Raw genomic sequence first — 23,908 nt, forward strand, 5'->3', positions numbered from 1 at the left:
ATAAGGATGGTGAGGTTTCAATGGGTCTCGCAGTTTGGAATCGTCGATGTGGCGGGCCGTGCGCCCGTCGTCGCCAGTCTTCCCCCCGCGTGCGCAGCCGCCTGGTCGCACGACCTCCCGCCAACCGTTCCCGCCTGGCCTTCGGTGTGTCCTCCCCCTGATCGCCCCCGATTGATCGGCCCTTGACTGGCAGGACGCCCGTCGTCCTGCGCGCATCACCAGAACAATAATCACGGACGGTAGCCTCGATGCTCGACACTTCCCCCTCGCGCGCCAACGCCTGCGCGCAGCCCGCCGTATTACCCGAGAACTGGCACCACGATGAGCCGTTCGATACCTCTCTGTGCGTACACGGCCTGTTCGAAGCCCAGGCGCGGCGGGCGCCAGACGCCATCGCCGCGCGATGCGACGGGCAAGTGCTGGGGTATGGCGAACTCAACGCCCAGGCCAACCGCCTGGCCCATCACCTGCGCGCGCTTGGCGTCGGGCCGGATGTGCGGGTCGGGCTGTGCCTGGCACGTTCGCTGGACATGCTGGTGGCTGTGCTCGCCGTACTCAAGGCCGGTGGCGCCTATGTGCCGCTGGACCCTGGCTACCCACGGGCGCGCCTGGCGCACATGCTCGCCGACAGCACGCCGACGGTGCTGATCAGCCATGGCCCGGCACGGGCCGCACTGGACGGCCTGTCGCTGGCGCCCGTGTTGCTCGACCTCGACGACACCGTGGCCTGGGCCGACCAGCCTGCCCATGATCCGGACCCACAGGCCATCGGGCTGACGCCCCGGCACCTGGCCTATGTGATCTATACCTCCGGCTCCACCGGCACGCCCAAGGGGGTGATGGTCGAGCACCGTGGCCTGGTCGCTCTCAGCACGGCATGGGCACGCTTGTACCCGTTGCAGGCGCCGCTCAATCACCTGCAGATGGCCGGCTTCTCGTTCGATGTGTTCAGCGCCGACCTGATCCGCGCCCTGGGCTTTGGCGGCACCCTGGTGCTGTGCCCGCGCGACACGCTGATGGACCCGCCCGCGCTGTACCGATTGCTGTGCGAAGCCGAAGTGGGTTTCGGCGACTTCGTGCCGGCGGTGCTCAACCCGCTGCTGGACTGGGCCCAGGCCAATGGCCGGGATTTGTCGTTCCTGCGCACGGTGGTGTGCGGCTCGGATGTCTGGACCGCCCACAGTGCCCGCCAGTTGCGCCGCCTGTGCGGCGAGCGAGTGCAGGTCGTGCAGGCGTACGGCGTCACCGAGGCGAGCATCGACAGCACCTGCCACGAGGTGCCTGCCGAGGTGGCTGAGGGGGCGTTGCCCATCGGCCGACCGCTGGCGAACTGCCGCGTCTATCTGCTCGATGCCCAGGGCGAGGCGAGCGAGGAGGGTGAGCTCTACCTCGGCGGCGTCGGCGTTGCCCGCGGCTACTTGAACCTGCCGCAACTGACCGCCGAGCGCTTTGTCGATGATCCCTTCGTCGCCGGTGAGCGCCTGTATCGCACCGGCGACCTGGCGCGCCTGCGCGCCGACGGCCAGCTCGAATTCCTCGGGCGCAACGATCACCAGGCCAAGCTGCGCGGCTTGCGCCTTGAGCTGGGCGAGATCGAGGCACGCCTGGCGGAAATCCCCGGGGTGCGGGAAAGCCTGGTGCAGTTGCGCCAGGACTCGCCGGGCGAGCCATGCCTGGTGGCCTACTATGCCCAGCACGAGGGGGCCGCGCTGACCCCGGCCGGGCTGCGCCAGCAGTTGCGCACGCACCTGCCGGACTACATGGTACCGAACGCCTTCATGCCATTGGCCGCCTTGCCGCTGACCGCCAATGGCAAGTACGACCGCAACGGCCTGCCCGCGCCCGATGCCAGCGCGTTCGGGCAACGCGACTACCAGGCCCCGCAAGGCGTGCTGGAGAGCACCCTGGCAGCGATCTGGAGCGAGGTGCTGGGGATCACGCCCATCGGTCGTGAAGACCACTTCTTCAGCCTGGGCGGTCACTCGCTGCTGGTCATGCGGGTGCTGGCCAAAGTGCGCCAGGACCTGGCCCTGGAAGCGGCGCCCTCGGCACTGTTCGAAAGCCCGCGGCTCATGGACTTCGCCCTGAGGCTGCAGGCCAGCCAGGATGAAGGGCGCCTGCCGATCACCAGTGTCGAACGAACCGGCGCGCAAACGTTGTCGTCCGCCCAGCAGCGTCTCTGGTTCCTGGCGCAGATGGAGGGGGGCAACGCCGCCTACCACATGCCGCTGAACCTGCGTCTGCGGGGGGCCTTGCAGGTGCAGGCGCTGAGTGCCAGCCTGGACCACCTGGTGGCGCGTCATGAGGCACTGCGCACCACCTTCGTCAGTGTCGAAGGCGACGGCCGCCAGTGTGTCGGTGCCCCCGACCAGGGCATGGCGTTCACCCAGGTCGACCTGCAGGGCCTGCCCGCTGCTTCTGCGCGTCTTGAAGCCTTGATCGACGAGGAGGGGGCGAAGCCGTTCGACCTGGCCCAGGGGCCGCTGATGCGTGCCTGCCTGGTGCGCCTGGCGCAGGATGAGCATGTGCTGTTGCTGACCCAGCACCACATCATCTCCGACGGTTGGTCGGTAGGCGTGTTCACCCGTGATCTGGAGGCCTTGTACCGCGCCGCGTTGCTGGGCCACGAAGCGAACCTGCCGGTGCTGCCAGTGCAATACGTGGACTACACCGCCTGGCATCGCCAATGGCTGAGCGGCGAACGCCTCGAGGCGCAGCGGCGTTACTGGCGCCAGGCGTTGGAGGGGGCGCCGGCGCTGCTGACGCTGGCGACCGATCACCCGCGCCCGGCCGTGCAGGACTATCGCGGCGGCTTCGTGCCGCTGGTGCTGGACCAGGCCCTGACCACGCGCCTGAAAGCCCTGTGCGGCACCCACGACACCACGCTGTTCATGACCTTGCTGAGTGCCTGGTCGCTGCTGCTGATGCGCCTGTCCGGGCAGGACGACGTGGTGATCGGCGTGCCCTCGGCCAACCGCCCGGACCCGGCGCTGGACGGCCTGATCGGCTTCTTCGTCAACACCCTGGCCCTGCGCATGACCCGCACGGGAGCACCGTCGCTGGGCGAATGGCTGCATCAGGCGCGCCAGGTGACGTTGCACGCCCAAGCCCATCAGGACTTGCCGTTCGAGCAGGTGGTGGAGCTGCTGAACCCGCCACGCAGCCTGGCCTACAGCCCGCTGTTCCAGGTGCTGTTCGCCTGGGAGCAGGACCAGGGCCAGACCCTGGCCTTGCCCGGGCTGGAAATCACGCCTGTGCGCGCCAGCCAGCACGTCGCCAAGTTCGACCTGCAACTGGCGCTGAGCGAACGCGATGGGCAGATCGTCGGTGGGTTGGAATACGCCTGCGGGCTGTTCGAGCGCGCCACCGTGGAGCGCATTGGCGGCTACCTGTGCCGGCTGCTGGAGGGGATGGTCGGCGCTCCCGGGCAGTCGATCGCCACACTCGAACTGCTGGACGCGCGGGAGCGCGTGCAGGTGCTGGATACCTGGAACCGCACGGCCCGCGACACCGCCAGCCAGCCGGGCTGCATGGCGCGCCTGGAGGCCGTCGCCCGCCGCATTCCGGATGCCCCGGCGCTGGTCGCCGACGGCCAGGCCCTGAGCTACGCCGAGCTGAACCGTGCGGCCAACCGCCTGGCCCACCACCTGGTCGCCCTGGGCATTGGCCCCGAACAACGGGTAGGGCTGTGCCTGGAGCGCTCGGCACACATGGTCGTCGGCCTGCTGGCCATCCTCAAGGCCGGCGCCGCCTATGTGCCGTTCGACCCGGCGTACCCGGCCGAGCGCCTGGCCTTCATGCTCGCCGACGCCGCCCCTGGCCTGGTGCTGACCCAGGCCTCGCTGCGTCCGGGCCTGCCGCCAGCGGTCGACCTGCTGTGCCTGGACAGCGACGCGGCGCGCTGGGCGGGCTGCCCGGACAGGGACCCGCAGGTGGCGGTGAGCCCCGCGAACCTTGGTTACGTGCTCTACACCTCCGGTTCGACCGGCCGCCCCAAGGGTGTGGCCCACAGCCGTCGTGCCCTGGACAACCTGATTGCCTGGCAGTTGGACGAGGCGCCCACGGTGCGTCGTGTGCTGCAGTTCGCCTCGCTGAACTTCGACGTGTCGTTCCAGGAAATCTGCAGCACCCTGTGCCAGGGCGGCACTTTGCAACTGATGAGCGAGGCCGGGCGCAAGGACCTGGCCACCCTGCGCCCGACCCTGGTGGCCCAGGGTGTCGGGCGCGCGTTCCTGCCGTTCGCCGTGCTGCAACAGTTGGCCGCCGTGACCGAGCCCGACGCGCCGATGCCGCCTGGCGGCTGCGAAATCGTCACGGCCGGCGAGGCGTTGCAGGTCAATGACGCGCTGCGTGCATTCGTTCGTGCCCTGGGCGGCGCGCGCCTGTACAACCAGTACGGGCCGACCGAGACCCATGTGGTCAGCCAGTTCAGCCTCGATTGCGCCGATGCCGGACACTGGCCGGAACTGCCGCCCATCGGCAAGCCGATCGCCAATGCGCGGCTCTACGTGCTGGACGGCGATCTCAATCCACTGCCGGTGGGCGTACCCGGTGAGCTGTACATCGCCGGCGCCTGCCTGGCCCGAGGCTACCTCAACCAGCCCCTGCTGAGCGCCGAGCGCTTCCTGCCCGATCCATTCAGCCCCGAGCCGGGCGCGCGCATGTATCGCAGTGGCGACCTGGCCCGGCTGCAAGCCGATGGCAACGTCCATTACCTGGGGCGCGTGGACCAGCAGGTCAAGCTGCGCGGTTTCCGTATCGAGCTGGGCGAGATCGACAGCCTGTTGCGCCAGCAGCCTGGCGTGCAGGATGTCGCCGTGCTGCTGCGCGAGGACGTTGCCGGCGATCCGCGGCTGGTAGCCTACGTGGTGGGCGCCGGCGAAGCGCAAACCCTGCGCGCGGCCTTGCAGCGCCAATTGCCCGAGCACATGCTGCCCACTGCCTGGGTCAGCCTGGCGCAGCTGCCGCTGACCCGCAACGGCAAGCTCGACCGCCAGGCCCTGCCGGCGCCCGAGCGCGGCGGCGCGGCGGACTATGAAGCGCCGCGCGACGAGAGCGAGCGGCGCATGGCGCAGGTCTGGGCCGAAGTGCTCAAGTGCGAGCGGGTGGGTATCCGCGACAATTTCTTCGACCTGGGTGGCCATTCGCTGCTGGCCACGCGCCTGATCTACGCGATCAACCAGCGCCTGGGTGCGCAGTTGTCGCTGAGCAGCCTGTTCCAGGCGCCGGTGCTGATGGAGCTGGCCGCCCTGGTGAAGGTGACCGAGGAGGAGCAGGCCGAGCCGCAGGCCCAGGCCCTGCAAGCCGACCCGGCCGGGCGCCACGCACCGTTCCCGCTCACCGACATCCAGCAGGCCTACTGGTTCGGCCGTGAGGCCAGCGTCAGTCTCGGCGGTGTCAGCGCCCATGGCTATGAAGAGTGGCGCATCCCCGATTTCGACATCCCCCGCTTCGAGGCCGCGCTGAACCGCATGATCCGCCGCCACGACATGCTGCGCGTGGTGTTCCTGGACGACGGCACCCAGCAGGTGCTGGCGCAGGTGCCGACCTACCACCTGGCCCGAAGCGACCTGCGCGGCATGAGCGCCGAGCAGGCCCGGGACGCCCTGCTGGCCACCCGTGCGCGCCAGTCGCACCAGGTGCTCGACGCCAGCCGCTGGCCGCTGTTCGCCTTCAGCGTGTCGCTGCTGGACAACGGCATCAGCCACCTGCACATCAGCCTCGACGCCCTGGTGGTCGATGCCGCCAGCACGCAGATCCTCGCCCGCGAGCTGATGGCGTACTACGCCGCGCCGGATCTGCAACTGCCTGAACCCGGCGTGACCTTCCGCGACTATGTGCTCGCCGAGCGCCAGCTGCGCGGTGGCCAACGCTATGAACGTGCCCTGGACTACTGGCGCGGGCGCATCGAGACCCTGGCCCCGGCCCCGGACCTGCCGCGGGTGTGCCAGCCGGAAAGCATCGCCAACCCGCACTTCACCCGCCGCGACCGCGACATGCCGGCGGCGCAATGGCGCCAGCTCAAGGCCATGGCCCGGCAGTTCGGCATCACCCCGTCGGTGATGCTGCTGACCGCGTTCAGCGAAGTCCTGGCGCTGTGGAGCCGCCAGCCGCGCTTCACCCTGAGCCTGCCGCTGTTCAACCGCCTGCCGCTGCACCCGCAGGTCGACGCGATCATCGGCGACTTCACCTCCCTGGTGCTGCTGGAGGTGGCCATCGATGGCAACGCCAGCTTCACCGACAAGGCCCGCGCCGTGCAGGCGCGCCTGTGGCAGGACATCGACCACTCGGTGGTCAGCGGTGTGCGCGTGCTGCGCGAGCTGTCCCAGGCCCGTGGCGTGCAGCAGACGGCGATGCCGATCGTGTTCAACAGCACCTTGTCGGAAGCGGCGCCTGAGCTTGCCGAGTTCAACCTGGGCGACGCCCTGGGCGCGACGTTGGAACACAGCATCACCCAGACCCCGCACGTGTGGCTCGACCACACCCTGCTCGAGCTCGAAGGCCGCCTGCTGTTCAACTGGGACAGCATCGACGCGCTGTTCCCCGAGGGCATGATCGAGCAGATGTTCGTCGCCTATAACACGCTGCTCGACCAACTGCTGGTACCTGAGGCCTGGGCTGCCAGCACGCCGCAGTTGCTGCCGCAGGCACGTTTGCCGCAAGCACCGCCGGCGCCACGCGACCTGCCGCTCATGCACGAGCTGTTCGAGCGCCAGGCCCTGGCCACGCCACAGGCCGTCGCGGTGCTGGGGGCCCGGGAACTGAGCTTCGGTCAGTTGCGCCAGGAAGCTCGGCAGTTGGCCGCTCAGTTGCAGGCCCTTGGTGTGCAGCCCAACCAGCTGGTCGCGGTGGTGATGGAGCGCGGCTGGGAACAGGTGGTGGCGACGCTGGCGATCCTCTACGCCGGCGGCGCCTACCTGCCCATCGACCCGAACCTGCCCAGCGCGCGCCTGCAGCACATTCTCGAACGCGCCGAGGCCACCCTGGCGCTGACCCAGCCGTGCCTGTTGGCACTGCTGGCGTGGCCGGCGCAGGTCACCGCCCTGGCGGTCACCGACCAGCCCGGCAGCCAGGTCGAAGCGCTGCGTGAAGTGCCGGTGCGGCCCGATGACCTGGCCTATGTGATCTACACCTCCGGCTCCACCGGCACGCCCAAGGGCGTGGTGATCGACCACCAGGGCGCGGTCAACACCTTGCTCGACATCAACCGCCGCTTTGCCGTGGGCCCGCAAGACCGAGTGCTGGCGATCTCGTCGCTGAGCTTCGACCTGTCGGTGTACGACTTCTTCGGCACCCTGGCGGCGGGCGCCGCGGTCGTCATGCTCGAGCCGCAGCTGAGCCTGGACCCGGCGCACTGGGCCGCGTTGATCGAGCGCCATCAGGTCAGCCTGTGGAACTCGGTGCCGGCACTGCTGGGCATGCTGGTCGAGTACCTGGAGGGCGAGGGCAGGGCGCTGCCGGCGACCCTGCGCCTGGCCATGCTCTCCGGCGACTGGATCCCGCTGGCGTTGCCCGAGCGCGCCTGGGCACTGCGCCCAGGGCTGCAACTGATGAGCCTGGGCGGGGCCACCGAGGCGTCGATCTGGTCGATCGGCTACCCGATCACCCAGGTCGACCCGACCTGGCGCAGCATCCCCTATGGCCAGGCGCTGGCTCACCAGCAGTTCCATGTGCTGGACGACGCGCTGCAAGTGCGCCCGACCTGGGTCACCGGCCACCTTTACATCGGCGGTATCGGCCTGGCCAAGGGCTACTGGCGCGACGAGACGTTGAGCGCCCGGAGCTTCTTCGACCACCCGCTGACCGGCGAGCGCCTTTACCGCACCGGCGACCTGGGGCGCCGGCTGCCGGATGGCAACATCGAGTTCCTTGGCCGCGACGACAACCAGGTCAAGGTCCAGGGCTACCGCATCGAGCTGGGTGAGATCGAGGCGGCGCTCAACCGTCACCCGGGCGTGCACAGCGCGGTGGTGCGCATCCTCGGCGAGGCCCAGGCGCAGAAGCGCCTGGCCGGCTACGTGCTCAAGGCCGACCCGGCGCTGCAGGCCGGCGACTTCGCCAGTTACCTCGCCGACAAGCTGCCGGGGTACATGGTGCCGTCGTCGTTCACTTTCGTGGAGGCCTGGCCGCTGTCGGCCAATGGCAAGGTCGACAAGAGCCGGCTGCCCGCGCCCGATCAGGTGCAAGCCGGTGGTCTGCAACTGGAGGTTGAAGGGCCGCTGGAGCAGCGGCTGGTGGCGATCGTCCAGCAGGTGCTGGGCCAGCCAAGCATTGCCGCCGATGCCAACCTGCTGAGCCTTGGCGCCACGTCCATCGATATCGTGCGCATCAGCAACGCGCTGTCGAGTGAACTGCGCTTCCGCCCCCACGTGGCGCACCTGCTGGCGCAGCCGACCCTGCTCAACCTGCTCGCGCTGTATCGCCAGCGTGCGCCACGCCAGGAAACGCCGAGCACAAGCGTCGATGAGGTGCTGGAAGACCCGCAGCAGCGCGCGGCTTTCAAGGCCGAGCAGCGCGCAAGACGCCGCTTTGCCTACGACACGCCGCAGGTGGCCCTGGCGCGGCCGGTCGATCCGTCCTTCGCCCAGCGCTACCGTGACTACCGTTCGGTGCGCCAGTATCGGGAGCAACCCATTGCCGCGCAGGCGTTCGCCGAGCTCCTGGCGGTGCTGGCCCAGGGGCAGCTGGACGGCGAGGCGAAGTACCTGTTCCCGTCCGCGGGTGGCGCCTACCCGCTGCAGACCTACCTCTACATCAAGCCCGGCCGGGTGCTCGGTGTGCCGGGCGGCGCCTACTACCACGACCCGGTGGGGCATCGCCTGGTGGCCGTGGGCGAGGGCGTGCTCGACCCGGACACCTACGACTACTTCGTCAATCGACCGGTATACGAAGGCGCGGCGTTCGCGCTGTTCTTCGTCGCCGACCTGGCGGCGATCCGTCCGTTGTACGGCGAGGGGAGCCACGACTTCTGCCTGATCGAGGCGGGGGCGATGGCACAGTTGCTGACCATGGCCGCCGCTGACCAAGGGCTGGGCCTGTGCGGCGTCGGTTCGGTGGAGTCACAGAAGCTTGTCTCGCTGTTCGACCTGGGGGCGAGCCATACGCTGGTCTACTCGATGGTCGGCGGGTTGCGTGGGGGAGATGCGCCGCCTCGCACACAGCCGGAAGCGCTGGCCATCGCGGCGCAGGACGACACTGACATGGAGGAATTCGAAGTATGAACGCCCATCAACTGCTGGCGTTCTTCGATCGCCATGGCGTGGCCCTCGAGGTGGACGGCGACAAGCTGCGCTGCAAGGCGCCCAAGGGCTTTCTCGACGAGGCCCTGATGCAGGCTCTCAAGACCCACAAGCAGGCGCTGATCGCCTTGCTCGTCCGGCCTGACGACAGCGCGCCGATCCCGCGCCGCGCGGATGAGCAGGCCAGTTGCCCTTTGTCGTTCTCGCAGCGCCAGTTGTGGTTCCTCGACCAGCTGGAGCCGGGCAATCCGTTCTACAACGTGCCTTCGGCGCTGACGCTCAAGGGGCAGTTGGACGTGGTCATGCTGGAGCGGGCGCTCAATCTGCTGGTTGAACGCCATGCCATGCTGCGCACCACCTTCGTCAGCGCCGACGGCGAGCCGTGCCAGGTGGTGCACGCGAGCAGCCCGTTGCCCCTGGCCCTGCTGGATTTGCGCGACCTGCCCGAGACCGCGCGCCAGGCGCGTCTGGGCGAGGCGGTCGAAGCCGACGCCCGCGCACCGTTCGACCTGGTGAATGGTCCGTTGCTGCGGGCGATGCTGGTGCGTCTGGCCGATGATGAGCATGTGTGGCTGTACAGCGTGCACCATATCGTCGCCGATGGCTGGTCGATGGGCGTGATCCTGCACGAAGTCGCCACCCTCTATGGCGACCTGCTGGGCGGCCGGGCCCCAAGCCTTGCGCCGCTGCCAGTGCAGTACGCCGACTATGCCTGCTGGCAACGGCAGCACCTGGACGAGCAGACGTTGCAGGGCCAGCTCGACTACTGGCGGCATGCCCTGGCCGAGGCGCCACCCCTGCTGGACCTGCCTGGCGACCGCCCGCGTCCGCCAGTGCAGCGCTTTGTCGGCGCCACGTTCAGTTCGACGGTGGATACTGCGACCCTGGCCGAGCTCAATGCACTGGCCCGGCACACCCAGGGCACCTTGTTCAATGTGCTGCTCGCCGCCCTGGACGTGCTGCTGTGGCGCTACAGTGGCCAGCGCGACCTGTGCGTGGGCACGCCATTCGCCAACCGCGGCAGGGCAGAGCTGGAGCCGTTGATCGGTCACTTCATCAACACCCTGGTGATCCGTCAGCGGCTCGACCCGGCGCAGACGTTCGCCGAATTGCTGCGTGAAGTCCGCGCAAACATGCTGGAGGTCCACGGGCACCACGACGTTCCGTTCGACCGCGTGGTCGAGGCGCTGAACCCGCCTCGTGACCCCGGCCATTCGCCGCTGTTCCAGGTGATGATGGTGTTGCAGAACACCCCGGGCGCCGCAGTCGCCATGCCGGGCCTGACGCTGTCGCCCCATGGCACCGGCAGCGCCACCGCCAAGTTCGACCTGGCGTTCGAGTGGGTCGAGCGCGACGGTGCGTTGCACCTGCTGGTCGAGTACAACACCGACCTGTTCGACCGCGCGACCATCGAACGCCTGAGCCATCACTACCGCCATCTGCTCGCCCAGGTGGCCGTCGAGCCCAAGCGGCCGCTGCGTGATTTGTCGCTGATGGACGAGCACGAGCGCGAGCAGGTGGTGCATGCCTGGAACCGGTCTCCCGCTTTGCAGGCCCCCATTGACTGTGTGCACCGCCTGGTCGAAGCGCAAGCCGCGCGCAATCCTCAAGCGTGTGCCGTTACGTTCGAGGATCGGCGGCTCAGCTACGCCGAACTCAATGCCCAGGCCAACCGCCTGGCCCGTCACCTACGCACCCTGGGCGTCGGCCCGGACGTGCGCGTGGCCGTCTGCGTGCAGCGCTCCCTGGAACTGCCCGTGGCGCTGCTGGCGGTACTCAAGGCCGGTGGTGCCTACGTGCCGCTGGACCCGGACTACCCGGTCGGGCGCCTGGGCCACATGCTCGGTGACAGCACGCCCGCCGTGCTGCTGACCTTGGGCTCGGCCCAGGGCATCGTCCGCCAAGCCATGCAAAGCGTGGGCTGGGAAGCACCGATGCTCGACTTGCAGGTCGATGCGGCCAGTTGGGGGCGCCTGGCCAGTGACAACCTGGCCCCCCATGAGGTGGGCGTGACGCCCGAGCACCTGGCCTATGTGATCTACACCTCCGGCACCACCGGCCTGCCCAAGGGCGTGATGGTCGCGCACCGTGGCCTGGGTAACCTGCTGTTGTGGTGCCTCGGTGTCTGCGGCGAGGCTGGAGCGATGCTGCACAAGATCCCGTTCGGCTTCGATGCCTCGGCTTGGGAGACCTTCTGGCCACTGGCTACGGGCGGGCGGCTGGTCATCGCCCGGCCCGGTGGGCATTTCGAGCCGGGCTACCTGGCGAACCTGGTGCGCGAGCAGCAGGTCACGGCAATGGTCTTCGTGCCAGCGATGCTGCAACTGTTCCTGGAGACGGAGGCGGTCAGCCGCTGCCACAGCCTCAAGGACGTATTCTGCGGGGGTGGCGAGCTGTCGCCGGCCCTGGCGCGGCTGTTCCAGGCACGCCTGCCCCATGCGCGGTTGCACAACGTCTACGGCCCCACCGAAACCACGGTCATCAACAGTATCTGGACCCTGGCGCCGGGCGACGAGGTACCCGCGCTGCGCCTGCCGATCGGCCGACCGATCGCCAACAACCGTTTCCATGTGCTTGACGACTTCGATGCCCCGGTGCCGGCCGGTGTCAGCGGCCACCTGCACATCGGTGGCGTGGGCGTCGCCCGCGGCTACCTGGGCCTGCCGGCGCTGAGTGCCGAGCGCTTCATCGACAGCCCGTTCGTACCTGGTGATCGGCTGTACCGCAGCGGCGACCTGGCGCGCTACCGTGCCGACGGGCAACTGGAGTTCCTCGGGCGCAACGACTTCCAGGTCAAGCTGCGCGGCGTGCGCCTGGAACTGAGCGAAATCGAGGCGCGGCTGCAGGCCTTCCCCGGCATTGCTGCCAGCGTGGTGTTGATGCTCGGCGAAGAGGCCCAGCATCAACGGCTGGTGGCCTGCTGCGTGGTAATCCAGGCGCCGGACGAGCAGGCGGTGCGCGCGCACCTGGCCGAAACCCTGCCCAGCGCTGTGTTGCCCAATGCCTACCTGTGGCTCGACAGCCTGCCGCTGACCGCCAATGGCAAGGTCGACCGCCAGGCGCTGGCCGAGCGCGCCGACCACGACCTGGCGGTGCGCCAGGTCAACCTGAGCAGCCCGCGCGATCATATCGAGCTGACCCTCTACCAGATCTGGAAAAGCCTGCTGCTGGCCCCGCACATTGGCATCCGCGACAACTTCTTCGCCGTGGGCGGCACGTCCATCGCCGCGATCAAGATGGCCTACCAGATCGGCCAGGCCTTTGCTGTCGAAGTGCCGGCGCGGGTAGTGCTGGGCCACCCGACCATCGAAGCGCTGGGCGGCTGGCTGCGGGCAGGGGCCAACCCTCACCAGGAGAACAGCAACCTGATTACCTTCCGATCAGGGGACGGCCAGCGCAACGTGGTGTGCATCCACCCGGCTGGCGGTACTGCGTTCTGCTACCTGTCGCTGGCCAAGGTGCTGCCCGAGGCAGTCGGCGTGTACGGCGTGCAGTCGCCGGGGCTCAACCCGGGGGAGGCCACCGAGCCCACGGTCGAGGCGATGGCCGAGGCCTACCTGCGGCTGGTCGAGCCGCTGCTGGAGCGGCCACTGGTGCTCACCGGGCTGTCGTTCGGCGGCCTGGTGGCCTACGAGATGGCCCGGCGCCTGCGGGCGGCCGGGCGCGGGCAGGTCAGCGTGGTGCTGCTCGACACCCAGGGCTCGGACGACCCGGCCTTCCGTGCGCAGATCAGCACCGTCGACATGGCGGAGTTCCGCGACAAACTGGTGCGCTTCAACGGCATGTACCCCGGTATCGAGGATGCCCAGGTCGAACGCTACTACCACCTGTACAACCACAACCGTCTGGCCATGGCGGCCTATGCCTGCCCACCAGGAGGCGGCCGGGTGGTGCTGGTGCAGGCCCGGGAAGACCTGGCACGCGGCCAATTGCGCGCGCTGCGCGGATTCTGGCGCCGTCGTGCCGGGGATGGCTACCTGGCCACGCTGGTGCAGGGCGGCCACTGGGACATGCTGGAAAGCGCCGAAATCCACCGCGTTTCACGGACGATCCAGCGCGAACTGCGACGTTTCGATGCCCAGGAGGGGAAATGATGAGCGTGCTCCAGGAAACCGTGCTCGCACGCTTTGCCGCCCAGGTGCGGCGAGACCCGCAGGCCCTGGCGGTGATCGACCAGCAGGTACGCCTCAGCTACGCCGAGCTGGCCAGCGCCAGTGAGCGCATCGCGCGTGGCCTGAAAGCGCAGGGGCTGTTGCCGGGCCAGGCGTTGGCGCTGTACCTGCCCCGCAGCTGGCAGTGGGCCGCGGCGCTGCTCGGGGCGCTCAAGGCCGGGGCCGTGGTGATGCCGCTGGACCGGGCCAGCCCCGCCGAGCGCCGCGCGCTGATGCTCGCCGATGCCGGCTGTGTGGGGGTGCTGAGCCTTGCGGACGCGCCACAGGGATTGCCCGGTCCGTGGGAGGCCAGCGTCGAGGCGTTGCTGGACCACCCGGACGTACCCGCCCAACCTTTACCTGGCACCTTCGCCGAGGTCATGTGCCTGTTCTACACCTCCGGTACCACCGGCGTGCCCAAGGGCGTGGAAGTCGGCGAGCGTGGTCTGCTGCGCTTGGTGCAGGCCGGCAGCTACATCGACATCCAGCAGGGCGACCGTTTTGCCTGCCTGTCGAACCCGGCCTTCGATGCCTGCAGCTTCGAGCTGTGGGCGCCCTTGCTCAATGGCGGCTGTTGCGTGATGGTCGCCGACGACGACCTGCTCGATGCCCGGCGCCTGGCGCAGGTACTGGAAACGCAGCGGGTCGACACCCTGTTCATCACCGTGTCGCTGTTCAACACCCTGAATGCGCAATACCCGGCCTGCTTCGCCAGCCTGCGCCAGGTACTGACCGGCGGCGAACAGGTCAGCCCGGTGGCGGTGCGGGCCTGGTACCAGGCCAACCCAGGCAGCGCCTGCCGCCTGTTCAATGTCTACGGCCCCACCGAATGCACCACATTCGCCCTGTGCCACCCCATCCCGCGGGACTTCGCCGCTGATACCGTGCCCATTGGCCAGCCCTTGCCGGACACCGGCATGCGCGTGCTCGACGCACAGCAGCAGCCGGTGGCGCCAGGCGAGCTTGGCGAGCTGTACCTCAGCGGCAGCGGGGTGGCCCGTGGTTATCGCAACCGCCCCGATGAGACTGTCCGGTGTTTCGTGCGCCTGCCTGCGCTGGAGGGTGGTGCAGAGGTGCATTACCGCACTGGAGATCTGGTCCGGGTCAACCCCGAAGGGCAGGTGGAATGCCTGGGGCGCGTCGACCGACAGGTCAAGGTGCGTGGCTTTCGTATCGAGCCGGGCGAGGTGGAGCAGTGCCTGCTCGAACACTCCCAGGTGGCCCAAGCCTATGTCTGCAGCCGCAGGCAAGCTGCCGAGGACCACCAGTTGCTGGCCTTCGTCGTGCCGCGCGAAGAGCTGGACTATCGCGAGTTCGACGCCTACCTGCGCGCCCGCCTGGCGCCCTGGATGCGCCCGCACCATCTGTTCCAGGTGCCACGCCTGCCGCTGACGGCCAACGGCAAGATCGACCAGGGCAGTTTGCTTGCCCAGGCCACCACGCCCTGGCGGCCGGCAATCGAGCAGGGCGAGCACTCGCCAGCCTTGACCTGGCTGCTGGTGCAAGCGCGTGCGCTGCTTGGGCAACCTGCGATCGGTAGCCAGGACGACTGGTTGGGCAGCGGTGGCGATTCGCTGAAAGCCATGCGCCTGCGTTCGGCCATTCGTGGCCGCTGGGAGCAGGAGATCAGCATCGCGACACTGCTCGCTGAGCCGTTCGCGGCGCTGGCCGAGCGTCTTGAGCAGGGGCAGGGCGCAAGCACGGGCTATCCGCCGGCTCCGGCGCCGTCGGGCGCACGGCGTGGGCCGGCCAGTGCCGAGCAGCGCCGCCTGTGGCTTGAGCAGCAGCGCGCACCCGGCTCGACCACCTACAACGTGCCCTTGGTGCTGCACCTGGCGGCAGGCGCGAACCCGCAGGCACTGGCCGAAGCGCTGCGCCGCCTGGTGGCACGCCATCCGGCCTTGCGCACCGCCTTCGTGGGGGGCGTCGACGGCCCGGAACAGGTGGTTACCGAGCAGGCAGCGGTATGCCGGGTGCTGGCACCGGGCGCGTTGCACCAGGACAATTGGCAGGCCTTCGCCAGCCTGGTGTTCGATGCGCCGTTCGACCTGGCCAGCCCGACCCTGCTGCGTGCCTGGGTGGCGCCACATGCCGACGGCAGCTGCCGATTGCTGCTGAACTTGCACCATATCGTCACCGACGGCTGGTCGATGAACCTGCTGTTCGACGACCTGGCTGGTCTGTACCAGGACGCCCTGCACGGTCATGAAAGCACCGCCCCGACGCAGGTGTTGAACACGTTGGACTTCGCCCAGTGGCAACGGCAATGGAGCATCACCCCGCATTACCGGGAGCAGCGCCGCATATTGGCAGCACTGCACGCTCGTCACGGCGAGGCGACGCCGGCCCGGCAGGCCATGCGCCCGGCCAGCAACGAAGGGCGTTTGTACCGTCAGCCCCTGGGTGAGCGGCGCAGCGCTGCGCTCGAGCGCTTCTGCGCCCAGCAGCGGCTGACCCGCTTCGACGTGCTGTTCAGCGTCTTCGCCTGGAGCCTGCACGCCTTGGTCGGTTGCGATCGTCCTCGGATCGCCAGCCCCGTGGCCAATCGGCCGCTGGCTGAATTCGAGGCCAGCGTGGGGATGTTCGCCAACACGGTACTGATCCCGACCGATCTGCGTGGCGCACACACACTCGGCGAGCACTTGCGCCGACAGACCGCCACCGTGCGCGAAGTACTGGCCTTGCAGGACGTGGCCCTGGCCGACCTGGTCGAGGATCTGCGGCTGTCCACTGGCCAGGCCTTGTTCGACTACCTCTTCGTGCTGGAGAACACAGACTACGCCAGGCTCGCCGATGCTCCGCTACGGGCCACCCTGGAGCCGCACGCGGCACCCCAGGCCAAGTGCCCGCTGACCCTGCTGGTGGTCGGCGGCGACGGGCCGCTGGCGTGCTGGTGGGAGTACCAGTGCAACCATTTCGATGCCCGGCAGGTGGCCGCGCTGGATGCCCTGGTGCACCGTGGCCTGGACTTGTTGCTGGAGAACCCACAGGTGTCCCTGGACGCACTGGTGGCGCCTTACCGCCTGGGCCTGCCGCCGGCCAGCGAAGGCGCCACGCTGCCATTGCCGTTCGCCACGGTGGCCGACTGGTTCGAGCATCAGGTGCACGAAACACCCGAGGCCACCGCGCTGGTGGCCGGCCAGCGGCACTTGAGTTACGCCGAGCTGGATGCGCTGGCCGATACCTTGGCCGCGACCTTGTCCAGCCAGCACGCACTCGATGGCGCGTCGAACATGGTGTTGTTCCTGGCGCCGTCGGTGGAGCATGTGGTCGCCTTGCTGGCCCTGGCCAAGCTCAATGTCACCGCCGTGCCGCTGGACCCGAGCTACCCGGTGGCGGTGCAACGCCAGGTGCTGGCCCAGGCATGCCCGCGTTGCGTGTTGTTCAGCAGCGCCACCGAGGCCGCCCTGGATGGCCTGGCCATCGAGACGGCCGGCCGCCATCGAATCAACCTGGAGGCCGCGCCGCTGCCCCTGCAACGGCCCCGGCACCGTGGCGAGCGGCCGTTGTACACCCTGTTCACCTCAGGCTCGACGGGCACGCCGAAGGGCGTGCAGGTCAGCGAGCGCGCCCTGTGCAACCTGTTGCACTGGCAGCGCAACGCCGGGCAGTTGCCGGCCCGCTCGGTGACCTTGCAGTTCTCCATGCTGTCCTTCGACGTGGCCTTCCAGGAGCTGTTCGGCACCCTGTGCGGCGGTGGTTGCTACCACTTGATCGAACCGCGCTGGCGGCAGGACGCCCAGGCGCTGCTGGCCTACATCCAGCAGGCAGGCATCGAGCGGCTGTATCTGCCGTTCGTGGCCTTGCAGCACCTGGCGCAGGCCGCTGTTGCCCAGGGCAATTACCCCCAGACCCTGCGCGAGGTGGTCACGGCCGGCGAGCAGCTGTTGTGCACCGAGGCATTGCGAACCTGGTTCAGCGGCATGCCTGAAGCAAGCCTGTTCAACCATTACGGTCCGACCGAAACCCACGTGGTCTGCGCCTATCGGTTGCCGCCGCAGGTGCGTGACTGGCCGCTGCGCGCGCCCATCGGCCGGGCGATCGACAACGCCCGGTTGCTGCTGGTCGACGCTCAGGACCACCCCGTACCCACGGGCACTCAAGGTTACCTGTTGGTGGCTGGCGCAATGGTCACGCCTTGCTACCTGGGGGATACGGCGCTCAATACCGAACGATTCGTCGAACTGCCACAGGCCGACGGCCGCTGCTGCCTGTACTACCGCACCGGCGACCTGGCCTGGGTCGATGCCCAGGGTTGCCTGCACTACGTGGGCCGTGACGACCAGCAGGTCAAGCTCAGCGGCCAGCGCCTGGAACTTGGGCAGGTCGAGGCGGCATTGATGGGGCTGGAGGGCGTGGCCAACGCCGTGGTGACCGTGCAAGGCGAACCTGCGCGGCTGACTGCGTACTTGCAACTGTCCGGCACGGCACCGTCGGTACAGGACCTCGACCGCTTGGTGGCACGGCAGTTGCCGGGCCATGTGCGCATCGATCAGTACCGACGTCTCGACACCTGGCCCCGTACCCCCAGTGGCAAGGTCGACCGCAAGGCGCTGGCCGGGCAGGGCGAGGTATTGGAGCGTCAGCATACGGTGGCGGCCACGTTGAATCCTTTGGAAAACCAGCTGGCCATGCTGTTCCGCGAGGTGATCGGGCACGCTATCGAACCCGAGCAGACCTTCTTCGAAGCCGGCGCCACCAGCCTGGGCCTGATGCGCCTGCATGCACGCTACACCCAGGTTTTGCCCCATGCGCCGAGCATGGCCGACCTGTTCGAGCACGTGACCATCCGCCAACTGGCGGCACACCTGGCTCGCACCGAGGGCGAGCCGATGCGCCGCAAGCAGCCTGGCGAGACCCGCGATCAGCCGATGGCAATCATCGGCATGGCGGTCAACGTGGCCGGTGCGCGCGACCTGGGCGAGTTCTGGGCGATGATCCAGGCCAACGCACTGGGCATCGAGCACTTCGCGGCCGGCGAAGGCCTGGTCGGCGCCCGCAGCCAGTTGCAGGGCATGCTCGACTTCGACCCCGAGTACTTCGGCATCAGCCGCCAGGAAGCGCGGTTGATGGACCCGCAGCAACGCCACCTGCTGATGGCCTGCGTGCAGGCCCTGCAACACGCCGCCATCGTGCCCTCGGCGCAGGGGCCGCGCATCGGCCTGGTGGCCAGCTGTGGCGAGACCACCTATTTCCAGCAGATGCTGCGCGAATGCGGCGAGGGTGAACTGCCGGACGGCTTCCAGCTGGCCCTGCACCACGACAAGGACTTCCTCGCCACCAAGGCCGCCTACCACCTGGACCTCACCGGCCCGGCAATGAGCGTGCAGGCCGCCTGCGGCAGCTCGTTGATCGGCGTGCACCTGGCCTGCAACCTGCTGCGCCAGGGCGACAGCGAGGTGATGCTGGCGGCCGGCGTGCTGATCGACCCGACCCTCAGCGACGGCTACCGCCACCGCTCGCAGCACATCTTCTCCCGCGATGGGCTGTGCCGACCGTTCAGCGAGGACGCCAGCGGCACGCTCGGTGCCAGTGGCTACGGTGTGGTGGTGCTCAAGCCCCTGGCCCGTGCCCAAGCCGACGGTGACCGCATCTACGCCGTGGTGGAAGGTTCGGCGCTGAACAATGACGGCCACGGCAAGATGAGCTACACCGCGCCATCGGTGGCCGGGCAGGGCGCGGTGATCGCCCAGGCCTTGGGCAAGGCCGGGGTTACCGGCGCCGATATCGGTTACGTCGAGGCCCACGGCACCGGCACCTTGCTCGGCGACCCGATCGAAGTCGCCGCGCTGACCCAGGCGTTCGGCGAGGCGCCGGCAGGCAACTGCGCCCTGGCCTCGGTCAAGAGCCAGGTCGGCCACCTGGGGGCGGCGGCAGGGGTGGTCGGGCTGATCCGGGCCACCCTGGCGGTGTACCACGGAGTGATCCCGCCGAACCTGGGCTTCTCGCGCATCAACCCTCAAATTGACCTGGCACGCTCGCCGTTCCACATCCCGACCACGGCGTGCCCCTGGCCTTCAGGGCGGCGGCGCATGGCTGGGGTCAGCAGTTTCGGCATTGGCGGCACCAACACCCATGTGATCGTCGGCGCGGTGCAGGCCGTGCTGGAAACGCGTGATGACGTCGCGCCGCTGTTGCTGCTTTCAGCCCACAGCCGCACGGCGCTGGAGCGCGATGTGGCGGCAATGGCGAAGTGGCTGCAAGCCAACCCCGAACATGTACCTGCAGTACTGCGTCACCTGCAGACCGGACGCCGGCAGGCGCGCTGGCGTTTTGCGGTGCCCTACCGGGCAGGTGACGATCTACCCCTGTCGGCGATTCGCGAAGTCGCGCCATCGCAGGTGCGCCTCGTGGCCAGTGAACATTTGCCCCAGGCGCTGCTTGAGGCCTGGTACGACGGTGCGCATATCGAGTGGGCGCGCCGTTCGGCGCCGCCGCCTTGGGACTTGCCGCCTTCCTCCTTCGACCTTGAACCCTACCGCTTCCAGAGCCTCGGCGTGCCCGCGCGCAAACCGCTGGCCGACTGGTTCCACCAACGGCAATGGCAGCGCGTGCGACGCATGGCGGCAACCGTGCCGCAAACGGCAACTCGCCAGACCTTGGTGGTGTGCAGCCATGCGGCGGCCGACGACACGCTGCTCGACACGCTGGGGTCTGCCTACCGGCGAGTGGTGCACGTGCGCGCAGGGGATGGCTATCGCCAGCTTGCCGCGAACCGCTTCGAGCTCGATGTGCTGGATGCCCAGGCACTGGGGCGCCTGCTCGTTGAACTGCCGGGCGACCTGGACTGGCTGCACGCCTTGCCGCTGTCGGTGGACGGCGCGGTCGACGCGCAGAGCCTGGCGACCGCCCGCTGGGCCTGCCTGGACACGCCCAGCAGCCTGTTGCAGGCCTGGGGCCAGGAGGCGCCACGCGATGCCAGCCTGCGCTTGTGGCTGCTGTCATGGCAGGCCTGCCCGGTCCACGGCGAGGTGAGGCGGCCGGAACTGGCGGCACTGAGTGGTGTGACCGAGGTGGTGCCCCAGGAGTACCCGGTGCGCTGCCACTGGCTGGATTGCCCAAGCCCATCTCTGCTGGAACACGCCACGCCAGTCGCCACGCTGTTGGCCGAGCCCGATGCCTTGCCCCGGCGCATGGCCCTGCGCGACGGCTACCTGTGGCAACCGCGGCTGGTGCCAAGCCCACTGCCGTTGGCGGCACCGAACACCTTGCCAGACAACGGTACCTTCCTGATCCTCGGCGGCGGTGGTATCGCGCGCACCCTGTGCCAGCACCTGCTGCGAGCGCCTGGGCGGCGCGTGGTGCTGCTGTCGCGTTCGGCGACTTGGCCTGCGCAGTGGCAGGTGGACCGCGAGCGGGTCGAGTGGCTGCAGGCAGACCTCGCCGACCTGGTGCGCTGGCCGCAGGTGCTCGAGCATCTGGCACAACGGTACGAGCGCTTCGATGGCGTGATCCATGCCGCAGGCATCGGGGCCGGCAGCCTGATCCGCCATCGCGACGCCGAGCGAATGGCGACCGCGATGGCCGCCAAGACCCATGGCATGCTCGCTGTCGAGGCGCTGGTCGCGCGGATGACGCCAGGCTTCGTGCTGTACTGCTCGTCCATGTCGGCGCTGTTCGGCGGCGCCGGCCATCTGGACTACGCCGCCGCCAGCGGCGTGCTCGACGGCTTCACTCATTACCGCGCACCGGATGACCAGGGCTGCCTGCGCCTTGGCATCAACTGGGACATCTGGCGCGAGATCGGCATGGCCACCCAGGCGACTGGCAGCGATGCCGCGCACCAACAGCACCTGAAGGTCGGGCTGTCGACGCAGGAAGGCTGTGAAGTGTTCGACCGTGCCCTGGCCGCGCAACTGCCCCAACTGCTGGTCTCGACCACGGCACTGGAGCAGGCACGGCGCTTCTATCCCGTGCGCCATGGCGCCATGGCAGCACCGGTCGAGGTGCAGCCGAAGAAGGACGACCTGCCCACACGCCTGCGCGACTGCCTGTGCCAATGGCTGGGTGTGGACGCACTGAAGGACGATGCCTCGCTGTATGACCTGGGCGCCGACTCGTTGACGCTGCTGGACCTGATCGACGAACTGCAGCGCGCCACGGGCGTGGTGGTGCAGCTGTCGCAGTTCAGCCCCACGGTCAGCCTGCGCGAGGTGTTGGCACTGGTGGGTAGCGAGCAAGGTCGCGCCCAACGCGTTGGCGACCCTTGGCGCGAGGCGCTGCGGATCGACCCGTGGCAACAGGGTAGCGGTCGCCAATGGCTGTACCTGCTCCACCCGGTCGGTGGCGATGTACAGGCCTATCGCGAGCTGGCCGCGGCGTTGCACCCGGACCTCGAGGTGCGGGTGATCGCCGACCCGGTGCTGCGTCAGCCCGAACTGTGCAATATCTCCCTGGAAGCGCGCGCCGCGTTGTACCTGGAAGCGATACAGGCCGAACTGCCCGATGGCGCGAGCTGGCGGCTGGTCGGCTGGTCCTTCGGTGCCTGGGTGGCCCAGGCCATGTGCGTCTTGGCCCGCGATACCGGGTTCGAGCTGCCGACGCTGTACCTGATCGACCCACCTGCGCCCGACGCCGGGACCGAGTTGAAAGCGATCGACGAGGGGCAGATCCAGCGCGTGTTCGAACGGGAGTTCGCCTTGCGCAATGGCGAGACGGACGGCGCGCGTTACCTGGAGCGCCTGGTGACCTGCTGTCGCAACAACCTGGCGAGCATGCTCGGGCATGTACCTGGCGTGCTGGCCGAGACGACCGGGCAGCTGTTCATCGCCACCCAGCCCAACCCCTACGGCATCGGCAGTGGCTGGCAGGCCCAGGACCTGCGCCAGGCCTGGCGGGCGTTGCTGCCGGGCCTGCGCAACTGGGCGGCGCTGGATACCGACCACTATGGCATCGTCGCTGGCCCCTGGGCCCGCCAGATAGCCGAGGCGATCAATAGCGACCTGCGCGCGCAGGAGGAGGGTGTCCATGGCATGTGAGCCTGCAAAGGTGCCCGCGTGGCTGGGCCCTCTGCTGCGGGTGCTGGAGTCCGGCCCCTTGCCCCAGCAGTCTGACTGCCAGGCACATTGGCGGCTGTTGCACTGCTGGCAAGCCGAGGTGGTGCTGCCGTTGCTCGCCGAGGCGCTCCCCGAACATGGCCAGGCCGTGACCACGCTGCAACGCCTGCATCAACGCGCGAGCCTGGGCCTGTGCGGGCGGGCTGGTGAATGGCGGACGGCACTCGGCCCGGTGCTATTGCAGGTGTTTCGCCGGGCCTACGCCTTCGAGGCAGCCTATGCCCAGGCCTATGACAGCGCCCTGGACTACGGCCTGGCACCGGCCAACCAGGCGATGATTGCCGGGCAGTTCGGTGATGCCGACGCGTTCGCCCGGTATTACGCGCAACTGAGTACCGATGCCAACGCCCAGGCGTTCGCCACGGCCAACGCGGCGGCCAGCAGCGCGCTCGCCGCCCGCGCCTACGCCAGCGAGGACGAACAGGCCTGTGCCAGCGTCGTCGGCGCCTTGGCGAGGGTTTGCATCTGGGCCTGCGCGACCTCTACGCAGCAGCGAGCAGTGGTACGCGAGCAATTGGCGGCCGGGCTGCAACACCTGGCAAGCCAACACGATCAACATCAATCAGGGAGGACAGCATGGACCAACAGGCACTGAAGGCCATCGAGCGCATTGCCGGCGCCCAGCGCGCACCGTATCACAGCATCAGCGTGGACCGGCTCACGCCGGTGATTGGCGCCGAGATCGGCGGGGTGGATCTGTCGCGCCCCTTGTCAGCGGAGCAATTGGCGCAGATTCGCCGGGCATTTCTGGAGAACCATGTGCTGGTGTTCCGCGACCAGCAATTGAGCGTAGAGCAGCACAAGGCATTCGGGCGTTTGTTCGGTGAACTGCGGGCCTTGCCGCTGGATGACATCGACGGTGACGATCCAGAGCTGGTGGTGATCCGTGCCAACGCCCAGTCGCGATTCGTCGCCGGGGAGACCTGGCACACCGACGGCACCGCCGACCTGGAGCCGTCCATGGGGTCGATGCTGTACGTGAAGGAAACCCCGGCCATTGGCACAGGCGGTGACACCTTGTTCGCCAACATGCACCTGGCGCTGGAGATGCTGTCGCCGGCGATGCAGGCGTTCCTGGGGACGTTGACGGCCATCCACGATGGCGAAATCCCGTGGAAGGGGTACACACCGCCACCCGGCCTGCCCAAGACCGAGCACCCGGTGGTGGTGCGCCATCCAGAGACCGGGCGGCCGTCGTTGTTCGTCAATTCGGGTTTCACCTCGCATATCGTGCAGTTGTCGGTTGGCGAGAGTCAGGTGCTGTTGAAGATGTTGTTCGACCTGGTGGCGCGTGAACCGGTGTTGAGCTGCCGGGTGCGCTGGGCGCCGGGCACCCTGGTGTTCTGGGACAACCGGTGTACCCAGCACCATGCGGTGTGGGATTATTTTCCGCATTCGCGGTATGGCGAGCGGGTGACGATCCTGGGTAGCCGGCCTGTAGGAGCGGATTCATCCGCGATGC

At 68.6% G+C, this 23,908-nt stretch carries 4 protein-coding genes and 1 pseudogene; all 5 read left to right on the top strand.

What is annotated here, in order from left to right; genetic code table 11:
* Window positions 1-248: 248 nt before the first annotated feature.
* Window positions 249-9,221, top strand: a complete 8,973-nt coding sequence (locus JYG34_RS12935) for a non-ribosomal peptide synthetase (RefSeq protein ID WP_213661036.1) — start codon at window positions 249-251, stop codon at window positions 9,219-9,221.
* Complete coding sequence (locus tag JYG34_RS12940; protein WP_213661037.1) at window positions 9,218-13,333, top strand: non-ribosomal peptide synthetase; 4,116 nt, start codon at window positions 9,218-9,220, stop codon at window positions 13,331-13,333. The genes JYG34_RS12935 and JYG34_RS12940 overlap by 4 nt, the downstream gene beginning before the upstream one ends.
* Window positions 13,333-22,368, top strand: a complete 9,036-nt coding sequence (locus tag JYG34_RS12945) for a non-ribosomal peptide synthetase (protein WP_249746274.1) — start codon at window positions 13,333-13,335, stop codon at window positions 22,366-22,368. The genes JYG34_RS12940 and JYG34_RS12945 overlap by 1 nt, the downstream gene beginning before the upstream one ends.
* A complete protein-coding gene (locus JYG34_RS12950; protein WP_249746275.1) occupies window positions 22,358-23,041 on the top strand; it encodes a hypothetical protein in 684 nt (227 codons plus the stop codon). Before JYG34_RS12945 ends, JYG34_RS12950 begins: the two co-directional genes overlap by 11 nt.
* A pseudogene (locus JYG34_RS12955) lies at window positions 23,023-23,883 on the top strand (TauD/TfdA dioxygenase family protein); the annotation flags it as partial. The gene JYG34_RS12950 and the pseudogene JYG34_RS12955, both read left to right, overlap by 19 nt.
* Window positions 23,884-23,908: the final 25 nt, after the last annotated feature.

The sequence above is a fragment of the Pseudomonas entomophila genome (assembly GCF_018417595.1).
Classification (GTDB): domain Bacteria; phylum Pseudomonadota; class Gammaproteobacteria; order Pseudomonadales; family Pseudomonadaceae; genus Aquipseudomonas; species Aquipseudomonas entomophila_C.